Annotated in this window: 18 protein-coding genes and 1 riboswitch; of the genes, 7 read left to right on the top strand and 11 right to left on the bottom strand. The window is 72.0% G+C overall.

Annotated elements, in window-relative coordinates:
- Window positions 1-48: 48 nt before the first annotated feature.
- On the top strand, window positions 49-1,014 hold the full coding sequence (gene trpS, locus CFN78_RS09110) for a tryptophan--tRNA ligase (protein WP_094862186.1): 966 nt from the start codon (window positions 49-51) through the stop codon (window positions 1,012-1,014).
- Between the two features lie 235 nt (window positions 1,015-1,249).
- Here trpS and CFN78_RS09105 read toward each other — a convergent pair whose 3' ends face one another.
- The 3 genes from CFN78_RS09105 to CFN78_RS09095 form a co-directional block, all read right to left on the bottom strand.
- Window positions 1,250-1,639 carry a (deoxy)nucleoside triphosphate pyrophosphohydrolase gene (locus CFN78_RS09105; RefSeq protein WP_094862185.1) on the bottom strand — a complete coding sequence of 130 codons (390 nt, stop codon included), beginning with the start codon at window positions 1,637-1,639 and terminating at the stop codon, window positions 1,250-1,252.
- A 332-nt stretch (window positions 1,640-1,971) separates the two neighbouring features.
- Window positions 1,972-3,291 (bottom strand): sensor histidine kinase, encoded by a 1,320-nt coding sequence (locus tag CFN78_RS09100; RefSeq protein ID WP_094862184.1) that lies wholly within the window; start codon window positions 3,289-3,291, stop codon window positions 1,972-1,974.
- On the bottom strand, window positions 3,291-4,007 hold the full coding sequence (locus CFN78_RS09095; protein ID WP_094862183.1) for a response regulator transcription factor: 717 nt from the start codon (window positions 4,005-4,007) through the stop codon (window positions 3,291-3,293). Before CFN78_RS09095 ends, CFN78_RS09100 begins: the two co-directional genes overlap by 1 nt.
- Before the next feature lie 169 nt (window positions 4,008-4,176).
- Between CFN78_RS09095 and CFN78_RS09090 the strand changes: the two genes are divergently transcribed.
- From CFN78_RS09090 to CFN78_RS09080, 3 genes are read left to right on the top strand one after another with little or no spacing between them, the layout of a single operon-like run.
- Window positions 4,177-5,304 (top strand): LolA family protein, encoded by a 1,128-nt coding sequence (locus CFN78_RS09090; protein WP_094862182.1) that lies wholly within the window; start codon window positions 4,177-4,179, stop codon window positions 5,302-5,304.
- An 8-nt stretch (window positions 5,305-5,312) separates the two neighbouring features.
- The gene (locus CFN78_RS09085) at window positions 5,313-6,323 is read left to right on the top strand and encodes an ABC transporter ATP-binding protein (RefSeq protein ID WP_094862320.1); all 1,011 of its coding nucleotides are present in this window, start codon (window positions 5,313-5,315) and stop codon (window positions 6,321-6,323) included.
- Entirely contained in the window at window positions 6,320-7,222 is a 903-nt protein-coding gene (locus CFN78_RS09080; protein WP_094862181.1) for an ABC transporter permease subunit, read from the top strand. The genes CFN78_RS09085 and CFN78_RS09080 overlap by 4 nt, the downstream gene beginning before the upstream one ends.
- Window positions 7,223-7,240: 18 nt before the next feature.
- Here the strand turns inward: CFN78_RS09080 and CFN78_RS09075 are convergent, their stop codons facing one another.
- From CFN78_RS09075 to CFN78_RS09065, 3 genes are read right to left on the bottom strand one after another with little or no spacing between them, the layout of a single operon-like run.
- A complete protein-coding gene (locus CFN78_RS09075) occupies window positions 7,241-8,266 on the bottom strand; it encodes an ABC transporter ATP-binding protein (RefSeq protein WP_094862180.1) in 1,026 nt (341 codons plus the stop codon).
- A 3-nt stretch (window positions 8,267-8,269) separates the two neighbouring features.
- Window positions 8,270-9,901 (bottom strand): ABC transporter permease, encoded by a 1,632-nt coding sequence (locus tag CFN78_RS09070; protein ID WP_420807865.1) that lies wholly within the window; start codon window positions 9,899-9,901, stop codon window positions 8,270-8,272.
- Window positions 9,877-10,968, bottom strand: coding sequence for a thiamine ABC transporter substrate-binding protein (locus CFN78_RS09065; RefSeq protein WP_094862179.1), 1,092 nt, complete (start codon window positions 10,966-10,968; stop codon window positions 9,877-9,879). The genes CFN78_RS09070 and CFN78_RS09065 overlap by 25 nt, the downstream gene beginning before the upstream one ends.
- Window positions 10,969-10,993: 25 nt before the next feature.
- Window positions 10,994-11,102, bottom strand: a riboswitch (TPP riboswitch).
- A 102-nt stretch (window positions 11,103-11,204) separates the two neighbouring features.
- Between CFN78_RS09065 and CFN78_RS09060 the strand changes: the two genes are divergently transcribed.
- The 3 genes from CFN78_RS09060 to CFN78_RS09050 all read left to right on the top strand — a co-directional run bounded on the left by CFN78_RS09060 (window position 11,205) and on the right by CFN78_RS09050 (window position 12,501).
- Entirely contained in the window at window positions 11,205-11,495 is a 291-nt protein-coding gene (locus CFN78_RS09060) for a 4a-hydroxytetrahydrobiopterin dehydratase (protein WP_094862178.1), read from the top strand.
- A 149-nt stretch (window positions 11,496-11,644) separates the two neighbouring features.
- Window positions 11,645-11,863, top strand: a complete 219-nt coding sequence (locus tag CFN78_RS09055) for a hypothetical protein (RefSeq protein WP_094862177.1) — start codon at window positions 11,645-11,647, stop codon at window positions 11,861-11,863.
- A 239-nt stretch (window positions 11,864-12,102) separates the two neighbouring features.
- Window positions 12,103-12,501 carry a GNAT family N-acetyltransferase gene (locus CFN78_RS09050; RefSeq protein WP_205660469.1) on the top strand — a complete coding sequence of 133 codons (399 nt, stop codon included), beginning with the start codon at window positions 12,103-12,105 and terminating at the stop codon, window positions 12,499-12,501.
- 11 nt (window positions 12,502-12,512) lie between these two features.
- Here the strand turns inward: CFN78_RS09050 and CFN78_RS09045 are convergent, their stop codons facing one another.
- The 5 genes from CFN78_RS09045 to CFN78_RS09025 all read right to left on the bottom strand — a co-directional run bounded on the left by CFN78_RS09045 (window position 12,513) and on the right by CFN78_RS09025 (window position 15,951).
- A complete protein-coding gene (locus tag CFN78_RS09045) occupies window positions 12,513-13,196 on the bottom strand; it encodes a hypothetical protein (protein WP_094862176.1) in 684 nt (227 codons plus the stop codon).
- Complete coding sequence (locus CFN78_RS09040) at window positions 13,193-14,113, bottom strand: MbnB/TglH/ChrH family RiPP precursor modification enzyme (RefSeq protein ID WP_165777496.1); 921 nt, start codon at window positions 14,111-14,113, stop codon at window positions 13,193-13,195. Before CFN78_RS09040 ends, CFN78_RS09045 begins: the two co-directional genes overlap by 4 nt.
- 12 nt (window positions 14,114-14,125) lie before the next feature.
- Window positions 14,126-14,278 (bottom strand): hypothetical protein, encoded by a 153-nt coding sequence (locus CFN78_RS29105; protein WP_165777495.1) that lies wholly within the window; start codon window positions 14,276-14,278, stop codon window positions 14,126-14,128.
- Between the two features lie 232 nt (window positions 14,279-14,510).
- The gene (locus CFN78_RS09035) at window positions 14,511-15,239 is read right to left on the bottom strand and encodes a class I SAM-dependent DNA methyltransferase (protein ID WP_094862174.1); all 729 of its coding nucleotides are present in this window, start codon (window positions 15,237-15,239) and stop codon (window positions 14,511-14,513) included.
- A gap of 508 nt (window positions 15,240-15,747) precedes the next feature.
- On the bottom strand, window positions 15,748-15,951 hold the full coding sequence (locus tag CFN78_RS09025) for a CopG family transcriptional regulator (RefSeq protein WP_094862173.1): 204 nt from the start codon (window positions 15,949-15,951) through the stop codon (window positions 15,748-15,750).
- Between the last annotated feature and the right edge of the window lie 5 nt (window positions 15,952-15,956).

Below are 15,956 nucleotides of genomic sequence, written 5' to 3'. Positions count from 1 at the left end.
GTGTGTGAGGGCTTTCCACCGGTGGCACGACCTCCAGGGAAGGCACTCATGACCAGGCTCTCCGGCATCACCCCGTCCGGGCACGTCCATCTGGGCAACCACCTCGGCGCGATCCGCCGGTGGGCAGCCGAGGGGCGGGCGGACGACCTCTACTTCGTCTCCGACCTGCACGCCATGACGTCCGCGCACAACCCGGCCCGGTTGCGGGGCCTTGCCAGGGAACAGCTCGCCGTGCTCGTCGCCGCCGGGGTGCCGGAGGAATCGGTGTTCGTGCAGTCGGATCTGGTCCGCGAACTCGGTGCGCTCAACTGGGTCATGGAGTGCACCGCGACCTACGGTGAGGCCGCCAGGATGATCCAGTTCAAGGAGAAGGCGAAGGGGCGGTCCGGTGTGCGGCTGAGCCTGCTCACCTACCCCTCGCTGATGGTCGCCGACATACTGTTGCAGGGCGCGTCCGAGGTGCCGGTCGGCGAGGATCAGCGTCAGCACGTGGAACTGGCGAGGGCGCTGGCGCGGCGGTTCAACACCACCTACGGCGAGGTGTTCACCGTGCCGAGGGCCGTGCTGCCCCAGGCGGGCGCGCGGGTACGGGACCTGTCCGATCCGAGCCGGAAGATGTCGAAGTCCACCCGGGACGCGGCGGGGATCGTGTTCGTCCTCGACAAGCCGGACGCGATCGAACGCAAGGTCCGGCGCGCGGTGACCGACGGGGAGTCCACAGTGGAGTACGCACCGGACACCCGGCCGGGCGCGGCGAACCTGCTGGAGATTCTGGCCGCCTGCAAGGAAATCACTCCGGAGAAGGCCGCGGCGGACTGCTCCTCGTACGGTGCGCTGAAGGACGCGGTGACCGAGGCCGTCGTGGAGACGCTGCGGCCGATCCGGGAACGTGCGGGCGCGCTGCTGGACGACGGCGGTGAACTGGACCGGCTGCGCCGGGCTGGTGCGGACCGGGCGATCGCACGTGGCGAACACCGTCTGCGGTCGGCACTACGGCTGATCGGCGCCTGCTGACCCGGCCGTGGACCGGGGTGTGCCGGGGTGTGCCGGGGTGTGCTCGGCCGTCTCCCGCGTGTACCGGACGGTCCGCGGTGACCGCGGTCGCGGCGCCTGCCCGCGCCCCGGCATACGGTGCCCGGTGCGGTCTCCGGCTCGCGGTAACGGTCGCGGTCTGGTCCGGCGCGGTGCCAGGTATGCGGTAACGGCTCGCGAAGTGGGGCGGTGCCGGGCTTTCCGGGCCCGGCACCGCTCACGCGGCGAGCAGGAGGGCGTGCAGCGCGGGCAGGAGTACGCGGTCGGCCGGAAGCCAGTCGAGGGCGTCGATCCCATCGGCGGGCACCCAGCGAACCGCGGCGTGCTCGACGGGACGCGGTTCGGCGCGGGGGTCGGCCAGCGTTGCCGCGTAGATGCGCAACACCTTGGCGCGCGGCAAGTCCACGTCGGCACCGACGCGATCGGCGACCTCGATACGTACCGCCAGCTCCTCGTGGCATTCCCTGGCCAGAGCGTCCACTTCGGACTCCCCCGGCTCCACCCGCCCGCCGGGCAGTTCCCACTTCCCGGCGGCGTCCTCCGGGAAAGAGCGTTGCTGGGCAAGCAGCAGCCCGGAGCGCACGATGGCGGCACCGACGATCACCACAGGTCTCACGCCCCGGCAACCTACCCCCACCGCGTCCGTGTCACGCCCAACGGCACCCCGTGTCGGGCGCCCTGACACCCCGTGTCACGCCCAACGGCACCCCGTGTCGGGCGCCCTGACACCCCGTGTCACGCCCAACGGCACCCCGTGTCGGGCGCCCTGACACCCCTGCCGCACAGCGGATGCTCAGCAGCCCAGTCGGAACGGTGCCCACCCAGCGGCCGACACCGTGCGCATGCCCCACCGCCCGACACAGGGTGCCGAACCGCCCGACACGACATGCCCCACCGCCCGACACGGGGTGCCGAGACGCGCGACACGGGGTGGGTGGTTCAGGGGGTGCGCCAGTGGACCTGGACGCGGGCGCCACCCTCCGGGGACTCGCCGACGCGCACCTCCCCGCCACGACGGCGGACGGCCTCCGCGACGAGCGCGAGGCCTAGCCCGGCCCCGCCGGAAGTACGGGCGCGATCGCCGGAAACCCGGTAGAACCGATCGAGCACCCGTTCCCGGTGCTCCGGTGCGATCCCGGGACCGTCGTCGTCGACCACCACCCGCACCCGGGAACGGGATGCCAGCACCGAGACCACGATCTGCGCCTGGGCGTACCGGGCGGCGTTGCGCAGCAGGTTGTTCAGCACCAGCTCGACCTCGGCCGGGGCGGCGAACGCCCACGCGTGCGGGACGGCCGCCGTGACACGGGCCCGCGGGCAGCCCGCGGGCAGCCGGTAGACGGCCGCCCGCGCCTCGGTCACCAGCTCCACCGGCTCGCCGGGCGTCACCTCACCGGCGTCCGAACGGGCCAGCGCCAGCAGCCCGTCCAGCAGGACGGACAGTCGCTCGGCCTCCTCCAGCACGTCGGCGAGGGTCTCCTGGGCGAGGTCAGGATCCGGATTCGCGACGGCCACCTCGGCCTGCACCCGGATCGAGGCGACCGGCGAACGGAGTTCGTGCGCGGCGTCGCCGGTGAACCGGCGCAGCCTGGCGTTGACCTCCTCCTGACGGGCGAGCAGGGCGTTGAAGTCGGCCGCCAGATCGCGGACCTCGTCGTGCGCCTGCGGCAGCGGCAGCAGCGCACCGGGCGGCAACCTGCGGACCAGCCTGCGCATCCGGCCGACCGGACGCAACGCCGAGCGCACCACCAGCCAGGTCGCCCCTCCCGCCAGCAACACCCCCACCGAGGCGGCGAGCAGCAGCCATCGTGCCCCCTCCGTCGTCGCGCCCGCGGTGAACAGCCCGGCGGCCCCGACGACGAGCCGCTGCGCACCGTCGGGAGCGGTGACCACCTCGCCGAGCCACCGCGCGGCGGGGCCGGGGCCCTCCGGCTCGGTGCGCACCGGCTCCCCCGCCTTGAGCGCCCGTACCTCCCGTGGACCGAGCCCGGTGTCCGTGCCGCCGTCGACGGGGGTGCCCGCGGTGTCGAGTACCCGTATCCGCACCGTCGGCGACTCCGGCACGACCGTGCCCGCCTCGACGAACGGGCGCGCCGAGGACAGTGCCGAGCGCAGTTCGGTGTCGGTGGACTCGGTGAGCATCGGGCCGAGCCCGCGCCCGGCGAGAAACGCGAAGCCGAGCAGGACGACGAGGGTGACCGTGGCGGCCATCGAGGTGATGCGGAACCGCAGGCTCCGGCGCAGCCACCAGCCGCGCATCACGCAGGGCCGGCCGGGGCGATCACATCGTCGATGTGCTGGTCGGACGCCAGGTAGCCGTGGCCGCGCACCGTACGCACCAGGTCGCCCGCCCCCACGGCGTCGAGTTTGCGGCGGACGTAGCCGACGTAGACCTCCACCACGTTGCGGGTGGCGGCCTGCTCGTCACCCCACACCGCGCGCAGCAGTTCGTCCTTGCCGACGACGGTGCCCACCCGCCCGGCGAGCACCTCCAGCAGCGCGAACTCGCGTGGGCTGAAGGCGACGGGCACACCCTCCCAGCGCACCTCCCGGGTCGCCCGGTCCACCTCGAGCGAGCCGATGCGCAGCGAACCGCGGGAACCGGCGGACTCCGCGCGCCGCAGCACCGCGCGAAGCTGGGCGACCAGCACCACGAAGGAGAACGGCTTGACCAGGTAGCCGTCGGCGCCGAGATCCAGGCCGTCGGCCTGGTCCACCTCCCCGTCCTTCGCCGAGACCAGCAGCACCGGCGTGATCACGCCGTCGGCGCGAAGTCGTTGCAGCACACGGTATCCGGAGAGTCCGGGCAGCATGATGTCGAGCAGCAGGACGTCGAACGCGCCGGTCTGGGCGAGGCGCAGCCCACTCGGCCCGTCGGCGGCGGTGACAACGTCCATGCCCTCCGCGCGCAGCCCGCGGTGCAGTGCCTTGCGTACGCCGGGTTCGTCGTCCACGACCAGTACTCGGGGTTTCACGCTCTCAGGATGCACTTTCCGGGCGGGCGCCGCGCGCGCTCTCAGCGGTCTCTCAGCGTCGGCGGCGGTCTCAGCCCGATCTCAGCCTCGGGAGGGAAGCGTGAGCGGTGCGACACGAGCACACTGGCACAGGGTCGAGGAGCGTGCTCGCCGACACAGGGAGAGAAACGTGAAGACGAAAACGAAAGCAGTGGCAGCCGCACTCACCGGTACGGCGCTGGGGGTGTCCGGGCTGGCCGTCATCGCCATGCCGGCGGGAGCGCAGGACGCTCCGGCCCTGCCCTCGGTGAGCGCCGAGGAACTGGTGAGTTCGGTGCTGACGGCGGAACCGTCCGCGCTGGCGGGCACGGTGACCGTGGACAACCAGCTCGGCCTGCCCGCCGTGCCCGGTCTGGACGCGCTCACCGCGGGCACCGCACGGGTCTACAACGACGGGGCGGGCAAGACCAAGCTCTCCCTGCAGTCCGAGGGTTCGGAACGGACGATCGTGCACGACGGCGCCACCGTCTGGGACTACGACTCGGCCGATCGCACCGCCACGAAGCTCACCGTTCCCGAGGGCGAGGGCTCCGCCGGGAAACGCGGGCAGGCCGCGGGCGAAGGCCGGATCACCGACCCTGCCCAGGTCACCGCGACGGTCCTGGAGCACGTGCGGGCGACCAGCACGGTGGCGGTGGACGGGACCGCGACGGTCGCCGACCGGCCCGCGTACGAGCTGGTGCTGACGCCCAAGCCGGAGGAGCGGACGTTGCTGCGGGAAGTTCGGGTGGCCGTCGACTCGGCGACCAGGACACCGTTGCAGCTCTCGGTGCTGGCCAACGGTTCGGCGGATCCGGCGCTGCAGGTCGGCTTCAGCGAGGTCGAGTTCACCCCGCAGCCCGCCGAGACGTTCGCGTTCACCCCGCCGCAGGGCACCACCGTCACGGAGAAGCAGCCAGGGGACGAGCGTCCCGGCGCGCAGGCACCGGGAAAGGCACCGGAGCAGGCGCCGATCGAGGCGCCGCGCATCATCGGCGAGGGCTGGGACACGGTGGTCACCACTCGCGTTCCCGCCGAGCTGATGGCAGGCGCCCCGGCGCAGGGCCGCGGCGACCGGGACGATGACGCCGGGGAGCAGGGCATGCCGATGGACCCGAAGGCGCTGCTCGACCAGTTCGGCAAGCCGGTCAGCGGGGCGTTCGGCTCCGGGCACGTCGTCACCACCAAGGTCGCCACCGCACTGATCACCGAGGACGGCCGGGTCGCCGTGGGCGCCGTTCCGGAGCAGGTGCTGATCGAGGCGCTGGGATCCCGGTGACCTCGGCCATCACGGCGGCGGGCTCATCGGGCTCGGCATCGGGCGTGGACGTTCCGGCAGGGGCGTCCACGCCCGCCGCGCCGCTGGCCGCGCGGACCAGGGGGTTGCGCAAGGTCTACGGACGGACGGTCGCGGTGGACCAGGTGGACCTGGACGTGCCGGAGGGCGCGGTGCTCGGCATGCTGGGCCCCAACGGTTCCGGCAAGACCACGACGATCCGGATGCTGCTCGGCCTGATCCGCCCGACCGACGGCGAGGCCTGGCTGCTCGGCCACTCGATGCCGGAGGAGGCGGGCCGCGCGCTGCCCGACGTCGGCGCTCTCGTCGAGGGCCCCGGTTTCCACCCGTTCCTGTCCGGCCGGGACAACCTGCGCCGGATGGCCGCCGCCGAACCACGACTGTCCACATCGGACGCCCCGGCGGCGATCGGTGACGCACTGGAACGGGTCGGGCTGGCCGGGGCCGCCGACCGCAGGTACCGGGGCTACTCGCTGGGCATGAAGCAGCGTCTCGGCCTGGCCGCGGCCCTGCTGGTACCCCGGCGGATGGTGGTGCTCGACGAGCCGACGAACGGCCTGGACCCGTCCGGCACCCGGGAGATCCGCCGGGTCATCGCCGAACTGCACGCGGCCGGGGTGACCGTGCTGGTGTCCTCGCATCTGCTCTCCGAGGTGGAGGCCACCTGCACGCACGTCGCCGTGCTGCACACCGGCAACGTCGTCGCGCAGGGCGAGCTGGGTGAACTGCTCGACTCGGGCAGCCCGGCCCTTCTGGTGTCCACACCGGACTCGGCGGCCGCGATGGAAGCCTTGCGGCACAAGCGTATTCCGAGCCGGCTGATCCCGGACGGTGTCCGCGCGGATCTGACGGCCAGCACCGCTCCCGCCGTACTGGAGACGCTGGTGCTGGCCGGCGTGCCGGTACACGAGGCGACCAGGGCGCGCACCGGCCTCGAAGATCTCTTCGCCCGGCTGACCCAGCCCGACACCGCGGGCATCGACCAGGAGGAGGGCCGATGACCACGGCGACGGCGGCAACGTCCGCCCCGGCGACGGGGAACACGCGCGGCCGCGACACGGTCGGTGTCCCCCGGCTGCTGCGGGCCGAACTGCGCTGGATCTTCCGCCGGCCGCGCACCCTCGTCGTGCTGGGGCTGCTGGCCGTCATCCCGATCGTGCTCGGGCTCGGGCTGACCCTGGTGGACACCACCGCGAGCGGCGGCGGTGGCGACGGACGAGAAGGCGGGGGCGCGGGGGCGAACCTGCTGGTGTCCGCGGCGGGCAACGCGCTGGTGCTGCCGATCGCGGCCCTGATGCTGACGATCACCCTGTTGTTGCCGCTGGTCGCGGCGATGGCCTCGGCCGACGCGCTGGCCGGGGAGACCGCGCACGGCACCCTGCGCGGCTGGCTGCTCGCCCCGGTGAGCCGGGGCAGGTTGCTGACCGTGAAGGCACTGGGCGTGGCGGCGGTCGTACTGGCCTCGGTGCTGCTGATGTCGCTCACCGGCATCGTCACCGGGCTGGTGATCAACGGCTCCGGCTCGCTGTTCACCCTGTCCGGCAGCACGCTGTCGTTCGGCGCGGCCCTGCTGAAGGTCGCGCTCGCGGCGGGCTGGGTGGCGCTGCAACTCTGCGCGGTGGGCGCGATCGCGCTGGCCATCTCGGCCGGCACCGAGCATCCGATGCTGGTGGTGGCCTCGGTGCTGGCGGGCACGATCGTCTTCTCGATACTCGGCATCCTGGACTCACTGAGCTGGCTGCACCCGTTCCTGCTCACCGAGTCGTGGCCGGCGATCTCCGACGTGCTGCGTGATCCGGTGCCCGGGGGCGATCTGGCCGAGGGCGCGGTGCGCGCGTTCTGCTACATCGTGATCGGCCTCTCGATCGCCTACGCGCGGCTCACCACCAAGGACGGCTGAGTCGCTTCGGCGGCCCGATCAGCCGCCCAGCACGGCCATCCCGTCCGCTACGAGCAGCAGGCGCACCCGGTCGCCGGGGCGCACATCGTCACTCGACGCGGCGACGGCGTCCACTGTGGACTCCCAGTCGGTGGGGCGGACGAGCAGCCGGGTGTGGTCGCGGCGGTGCGCCCGGCCGAGCACCTCGGCCGGGAGCCCGTCGCCGCCGCCCGGCAACGCCCGCACCCCGTTGGGGCGCAGGCCGATCCGGACGGTCCCGTCCTCGCGCCCCGGCCAGCCGACGGTGCCCAGCGGACTGTGCAGCACACCGTCGAACACGGTCGCGTCCAGCGTCGTCGTCACCCCGAGGAAGCGGGCGACGGGCTCGGTCGCCGGGCAGCGCCACACGTCGTCCACATCGCCCACCTGCCGGATCTCGCCGCCGTCGAGCACGGCCACCCGGTCGGCCAGCGTGAACGCCTCCTCCTGGTCGTGGGTCACCAGCAGGGTGGTGATCTTGGTGCGGCGCAGCAGTTCGGTGAGGTCGAAGGCGAGCTGTTCGCGCAGGCCCGCGTCCAGGCCGGACAGCGGTTCGTCGAGCAGCAGTAACCGAGGTTCCGGCGCCAGCGCGCGGGCCAGTGCCACCCGCTGCGCCTCGCCGCCGGAAAGCTGCGTGACCCGCCTGCGCTCGTATCCACGCAGGCCCACCAGTTCCAGCAGCTCGGCGACCCGCTCCGCCCGCCGGCGTGGCTCGACGCCGTGCATCCGCAGGCCGAACGCGACGTTGCCGGCCACGTCCCGGTGCGGGAAGAGCTGCCCGTCCTGGAACACGAGGCCGAACCCACGCTGGTGCACCGGTACCGCCGCGAGGTCGGCGCCGTCCCAGCGGACGGTGCCCGCGGCCATCTGCTCCAGGCCGGTGATCGCCCGTAGCAGCGTCGACTTGCCGGAACCGGATGGGCCGAGCAGTGCCAGCACCTCGCCGTCGGCGATGTCCAGGTGCGCTCCGGCGACCGCGGTGAGCCCGCCGAAGCGGACCGTCAGGCCGTCCACGGACAGTGCCATGGGTCAGAACTCCCCTACCGCGCCACGGCCCGGGGCGTTCCCGAGCCGGTCGATCACCGTCACCACGGCCGCCGTGACGAGCATCAGCAGAACGCACGCCGCGTACGCCATCTGCACGTTCAGCGCCCCCGGCCTGCCGATCAGCGAGGCGATCGCCACCGGCAGCGTCGGCGACTCCGGCCGCGCCAGGAAACTGGTGGCCCCGAACTCGCCGAGCGCCACGACGTAGCCGAAGCCCGCCGCGGCCAGCACCGAGCGGAACACCAGCGGCACGTCGACCTCCCGCCACACCCGCACCGGGCCCGCGCCGAGCGTCGCGGCGGCCTGCCGCAAGCGGCCGTCCACCGAACGCAGCACGGGCAGCACCATCCGCACGATCAGCGGCATGATCACCAGCGCCTGCGCGAACGGCACCAGCAGCGGCGAGGTGCGCAGGTCACCGGGCAGCGCGTCGAGCGTCACCAGGTAGCCGAAGCCGACCGTCACCGCCGACACGCCCAGCGGCAGCATCAGCGCGGCGTCCATCGTCTCGGCCATCCCGCCGCGCAGCCGGCCGGGCGCTCGCCGCAGCGACACCAGCACCACGGCCGCCAGCAGGCCCACCACGAGCGCGAGCATCGTGGCGTCCGAGGCGGTGCGCAGCGAGTTGAGCGCCGCGTCCCAGCCGGAGACCTGCAAGGTGCCGTCAGCTCCCCGGCCCGCCAGCGCGCGGTACCCGGCCAGCGACCAGCCGTCCGGCCCGGACACCGAACGCAGCAACAGCGCGGCGATCGGCGCCAGCAACAGGGCCACCACGGCCAGCGCCGCACCGACCACCCACCACTCGCCGCGCTCCGGTGGCCGTGCCGTCTCCGCCACCGACCGCAGCCGCGCCGCCGACTCCCGGCGCCCGCGGGCCAGCGCACCGACCGCCAGCGCCGCGACCACGGCGGCGAGCTGCACCAGCGACAGCGCCGCCGCACCGGAGAGGTCGAGCAGGTTGACCGTGCGCAGGTAGATCTCGGTCTCCAGCGTCCGGTACCGCGTCCCGCCCAGCATCAGCACGACACCGAAACTAGTGGCGCAGAACAGGAAGACGACCGCCGCCGCCGAACCGATCGCGGGCACCAGCGCGGGCAGGGTGACCCCGCGGAACGCCCGCCAGCGCGAGGCTCCCAGTGCCCTGGCCGCGTCCTCGGCGCGACGATCGAGATGCGACCACAGCCCGGCGACCGTGCGCGCCACCACCGCGACGTTGAAGAACGAGTTCGCCAGCACGATCGCGCCCACCCCGCCGTCCGGCCACAGCGCCTTGAACGCCAGCCCGACGACGACCGTCGGCAGCACGAACGGGATCAGCACCAGCACCCGCACCACGCCGGCCCCGCGCAGTCGCGTGCGCGCCAGCAGGAACGCCACCGGCATCCCCGCCAGCACCGCGACCACCGTCGACGCCGCCGCCTGCCCCACGGTGAAACCGGCGAGCCGCCACGTCTGCGCCTGCCCCAGCGCCTCGGCCACGCCCCCGTCGCCGACCCCGAGGCCGACGATCGCGACCACGGGCCAGGCGAAGAAGACGACCAGGAAACCGATCGGCGCCAGCGCCAGCAGCGCCGTCCCGGCTCCCGGCCTCAGCCCTCCAGCAGCCCGCGCCACTGCTCGACCCACCGCTCCCGCCCGGCCTGCACCGTCTCACCGGGCAGCGAGGCCGGTTCCGCGGGCAGCGGTGCGGCCGTCGCCCAGGTGGCGGGCAACTCCACTCCCTCACGGGCCGGGTAGACGTACATGTTCTCCGCGAGGATCGCCTGGAACTGCTGGGACAACAGGAAGTCCACGACCTTGCCCGCCGTCTCCGGCTGCGCGCCGCCCGCCAGCACCCCGGCGTACTCGACCTGCCGGTAACAGGTGTCCAGCAGCGCCTTCGTCGGCGCGACCCCGTCCGCGCCGACCTCGGCGGCGGGCGAGGAGGCGTAGGAGACGGCGATCGGCCGCGGCCCCTTCCCGGCCGAACCGGAGAACTCCTGCGAGTACGCCTCCGTCCAGCCCGCGACCGCCTTCACCCCGTTGCCCTTCAGTTTCGTCCAGTAGTCCGCCCAGCCCTGCTCGCCGTACTCCGCCACCGTGCCGAGCAGGAACGCCAGCCCAGGCGAGGACGTGGCCGGGTTCTCCACCACCGTCAGGTCCTTGTACTCCGGTTTGAGCAGGTCCTCGTACCCGGTCGGCTCGGGCAGTCCCTTCTCCGCGAACCACGCCGAGTCGACGTTCACGCACACGTCACCGAGATCCACCGCGGACAGCCCCTGCGAACCGTCCACCGCGAAGCGCTGCGCACCCCGGTCACCCTCCGGGCTGGTGTAGGGCGCGAACACGCCCTCGTCGAGCGCGCGGGAGGCGAACGTCGAATCGACCCCGTAGGCCACGTCGGCGATCGGGTTGGCCTTCGTCAGCACCAGCTTGTTCGTCAGCGCCCCCGCGTCGCCCTCCTTCAGCACCTCGATCCGGATGCCGGACTGCTGGGCGAAGGCATCGAGGATCTCCTGCGGCACCGAGAACGACTCGTGCGTCACCAGCTTCACCACCGCGCCACCGCCACCACCCTGCGGTTCCTCCGCGGCGAACAGCGTGCAGCCACTCGCCACGATCGCGGTCAGGCCCAGTGCGAGCCCGGTACGCAGCCGCGCCGGACCGCCGCCGCTGGGACGAACACGTCGGGGGGAAGTCATAGCCACTCCTATGCCCCGGCGGACAAGGACGGCGATGTGCCCTCCCTGCGCCGGCATGATCCGGATCAGGTGCGAACGGTCGCGGGCCAGGCCCGCCTCTCAGCCCGGCGTACCGGACTCCCGTGGCGAACATGCAGCCTACCTCTCCGGGGCCCACCATTGGTGACGGCGGATCGAGACATCCGCCCACACCGCCGTCCCGGCGCGGGCGGAACGCGACGACGAAAGGCAGACCGATGGCAGACCTGCTCACCGACACCCAGATCGAGACAGCGCTCGCCGGGCTCGGCGCGTGGAGCCGCGAGGGCGACTCCATCACCCGCACCGCCGAGCTCGCCGATTTCCCGCAGGCGATCCAGGTGGTGAACGTCGTCGCCGAACGCGCGGAGACCGCGCAGCACCACCCGGACATCGACATCCGCTGGCGCACCCTGACCTTCACCCTCAGCACCCACTCCGAGGGCGGGCTCACCGAGAAGGACACCGCACTCGCCGCGCGGATCGACGAGGCGATCTCTTCCGTGTGACTTCGTCGGCCCGGGCAACGAATCCGCGGTCCCGTGCGTTACACCGGTGGAAGTAAACACACTTCAACCATGTGAATGGAAGAATCTTGTTGCAGGGTAAGGGTTTCTCGACCATCCGCGAATCCGCACGCCGTTGGGGACGGCCCCGGGTGGCCGCGGTCGCGACAGTGCTGAGCGCGACGCTGCTCGTGCTGTTCGGCTGGACGTTCCCGGCCACGGCCGCGGTCGAGCAGGAGCAGGCGGCGACCGGCACGGACGACGCGACGCAGGCGATCGTCGTCGGCAGCATCGCCTTCGTGATCATGATCGCCGCCGCGGGCGCGGTCATGTGGTTCACCGCGAAGGCGCGTGCCGCCGAGATCCGCTGACCCGGGCGTGATCCGCCTTACAGTCCCGAAATTCTGGTAACACCCAAGAAGATCGACGCGCTCTCACCCACGAGAAGCGCCGTCTACGCGTGTTTGGAAGCCGCCATGAACAGCACCACCGCCCCCGCCCTCTCCGCCGCTCAGCGCACCTGGGTCACCGTCCTCGCGACGACCGTGACCCTGCTCAGCGTGATCCTGCTGGGCGCCGCGGGCTGATCGTCCGGGGGCATGATTCCCCGGTGATCACTTATCAGGACGATCTGTCGGCGATCACCGCCGACGATCTGCGAGGTTTCTTCGTCGGCTGGCCCAGTCCGCCGACGCCCGCACAACATCTCGCCGCGCTCCGCGGCAGTCACCGTGTGGTCGTCGCGCGGGCCGGGTCCGGTCGCGTCGCCGGTTTCGTCAACGCCATCGGCGACGGCGTCCTCACCGCGTTCGTCCCATGGCTCGAAGTGCTTCCCGAGCACCAGGGGCAGGGCATCGGCGGCGAGCTCGTACGGCGCATCCTCACCCAGCTCGACGATGTGTACTCGGTCGACCTGGTCTGCGACGCCGAACTCCGGCCCTACTACGAACGGCTCGGCCTGACGGCCGTGCAGGGTATGGGACTGCGGAACCGGACCGTGCTCGGCTGAGCCGTACGGACTCAGCCGGACGCGGTCACCGCACCCGCCCGGACCAGTTCGCCGAGCGCCTCGCCCAGCCCGGCCGGAAGCGAACCGGCAGCCCGGCCCGCGGCCAGCGAATCCCACAGTTCCACCTCGTCCGCCGTGGCCACCCGGACCCAGCCGGGCAGCCCCGGGGCGACCAGGATCTTCAGCCCGGCCGGTTCCGCTTCGGGCTGCTCCCCGCGCCCTGCCAGCCAGAGCAGCAGTCGATGCGGATCGAACCGCGCCTCGCGGATCCCGGCCCGGCACGCCCGGCGCAACGTCCCCGGGGGCGGCGGATCCTCCACCTCGGCCGGCAGGCGCGCGGTGAGGAAGTCCCGCTCCAGCGCGGCGATCTCCGCCAGGTGCACGTCATCCGGGATCGTCCGCACGGCGAAGCGCAGGAAGCCCTCGGCGTCGGTCGCCGCGTACGAGGTGGATCCCGGATTCGCCGCCAGGTAGGCGGCGACCACCACATCGGCCTGATCGCGGAGGGCGGCGAGCGTCAACGGCGCGACCGACCGCAACCGGAAGACGCGCCACTGGCGGTAGAGCGCCGTCGTGATCGCCCAGCCTGAACGTTCGGCCGGGGTGCCGTCCGCGGGCGCGTCCCGCGGTGCCCCTTCGAGCAGCGCGGCACTGATGTCCCGCTGCCAGGTCGCCAGGTCGGGGGTGCCGGTCACCGGGCGTCCCAGATGGAGCGGGCCGTCGCCAGTTGCTCGCCGATGGCATCCGCGCCCAGCTTGCCCGCGTAGACGTCGAGCACTTCGACCGTCACCCCGGCCAGCCGGGAAGCCTTCGGCACCACCGTCTCCAGCATCCGCCACACCGGATCCGGCACCGCGGCACTGTGCGAGTCGAGCAGCAGGCCGTCGCGTTCCTCGCCCCCGGCCACGTGGATCTCCACCACCCGGTCCAGGGGCATGCGCGCGAGCAGTTCCTGCGGATCCAGCCGGTGGTTCACGCAGTTCGTCCACAGGTTGTAGAGGTCGAGAAGCAGGCCGCCGCGGCTGCGCTCGGTGATCGCGGTGAGGAACGCCGGTTCGTCCCAGCCCGGGTCGCGCGGCAGGTCCGGCAGATAGTTCGCCGGATTCTCCAGCAGGAACATCATCCCGTAGCGATCCATCACCAGGTCGGCGCGCGTAGCGACGAGCTCGGCGCACTCCGCGGTGAACGGCAGCGGCATCGGCAGCCCCAGCTCGATCACCGAGCCGTCGGCGGCCGTGGTGTTCAGGAAGTTGAGATGCTCGCTGTGCCAGAGCACCTCGCGCAGTTCCAGGAAACGGTCGAGGCAGTGCAGCGCGACCTCGTTCCACCCGTGTGCCGATCCGATGGACAGTTCGAGGCCGTGCAGGACCACGGGCAGGTCACCGGCCAGCCGCAGCGCCGCCTCCGCGGCCTCGGTGTCGAAGGCGATCCGTTCGTCGCCGGTGGCCCTGGCGAACAGCTCGGGACCCATCTCCACATAGTCGGCCGAGGGCAGCAGCTCGGTGACCAGGTCGGGCCGGGACGGCAGGAAGGACATGCCCACCCCGGCCGGCTCCGGCCACGACGGCCCGGAAGTCGCCGTGGACGAGAGCGAACCGGTCGGCGCGGGCATGCCGTGCATCTCCTAGTTGCCGTTCACCGGCTCAAGGGCGTCCAGCGTGAAGCTGAGCTTGCCGCAGGCGAGACAGCCGGGGGTCTGGTACAGGTCCGCAACGACGGCCTGCACCTGCTCCAGGCGGTCGATGGCGGTGGGCTCGTTGACGTCGAGAGTGTTCATGCTCGTACCGCTTTCTTCCGTGGCGTCCGTCCGACCGGCCGATGCCGTTGCGTGCCAAGGAGGCCACGGCCACCGGGGTGGCGACTATCCGGCTGTCTACGGACCCTCCCAGTTGGAATCTGACCGCATTACTGTGCTGGACAAGATCGGACCGGGATAGAGCCGGATACGCCAACCACGCGCCGCCAAATGGCGTCAACTCCGTTCGGCTGCGAAGTGGTATGAGCCGGGTTCAGACGGGGCGGTGGGCGAGGAAGACGAACTCGCGGCCGGGCCGGTCCGGCGCGTCCCGGACCTCGTCGACGGTGAAGCCGGCCGCCGTGAGCGAATCGGCGACCTCCTCCCGTTCCCGGAACCGCAGGGTCGAGTCGGAGGTCAGCACGGAACCGTCGGCCTCGAACACGAAGGTGTGGCGGAAGGAGACGAGGCCGTCCCGGACGTCGGTCAGGTCCGCCCAGCTCTCCACGACGCCCACCTCGGGGATGTCCACCCGGTTGTGCCGCTGCTCGCGGTTCCAGGTGAGCCAGGCACGCTTCGCCGGGTCCCGGACCTCGAACACCAGTCGCCCGCCCGGCCGCAGGGCGGCATGCGTCCCCCGCAGCGTCGCGTCCCACTCCTCGTCGGTCACGAACACCTGCGCGACGTTCGCGGTCATGGTGGCGAGGTCGACCCGCAGCGGTGGCAGGGCCGTCGCGTCCCCGTGCAGCCAGCGCACCCGGTCCGCGCCGGGCTTGGTGCGCGCCACCTCCAGTGAGGCCGCCGCGGGATCGACGCCGACGACGCCGATCCCGCGCAACGCCAGCAGGCAGGCGAAAGTGCCTGTCCCGCAACCGATGTCGAGCACACTGCGCGCGCCGAACTCCTCCACCATCGCCGCGTAGGCGTCCAGATCACCGCGATCGGGGTCCAGCGGATCGTAGATCTCGGCAAGACGACGCTGCGCGTAGATGGCATCAGGCATGACCGGAACGTAAGCGCCCGGACGCACGGCGGGCCACCGAATTACCGGAGGCCACCTCGAGCGCGCTCGGCCGCGTGGCGTCTGTGGCCGATCTACTCGGCACGGTGAGCGAGACTGGAGCGGTTTCCGTGGCGGGGTGACTCTGCCCGAGTCCATTCCGAAAGACTCGCGGCGACCTCGTCATAGGCGGCCGCACCGGTAGCGGTCGCGATTACGAGGTCGTACGCGTCATCGTCGGGCGCTTCCGGATCAACGCCGTTGAGACCATGGAAAACGAAGACCGCCATCCAACCCAGCCGCTCGTCGCCGTTGATGAGCGGGCAATTGCGAACGACCGATCCCGGCAGGACCGCGGCCTTCTCGTGCAGGCCCGGACAGGCGTCCTGCCCATCGGCGAGGACTGCGGCCGATGCGCCGCCGCGTAGAGTAACCCCAGATCCCGAACCCGAGAGACATTCGGGTGGACCGCAACGGCAAGCAGGTCCTCCAGAAGTCAGGTACTCGAACGTCACTGTGCCAGGCGATCAAGCAACGAGGCGTACCGATTGCGCCCGTCCTGCGACAGAACGCGAATCCGATCGTCGCGAACCGACCTGGCCCCGGCCTCGGTGATCGTCCGCACGACCGCTTCGTGCTTGCTCACCCCGTTGGCTTCAGCGAGCATCGCCAGGGCGCGCTCATGCTCCTCGTTCAGCCTCAAGGTCATCGCCATGAATG

The organism is Amycolatopsis antarctica (assembly GCF_002262875.1).
GTDB classification, from domain to species: domain Bacteria; phylum Actinomycetota; class Actinomycetes; order Mycobacteriales; family Pseudonocardiaceae; genus Amycolatopsis; species Amycolatopsis antarctica.
This window is presented reverse-complemented; position numbering and strand designations above follow the sequence as displayed.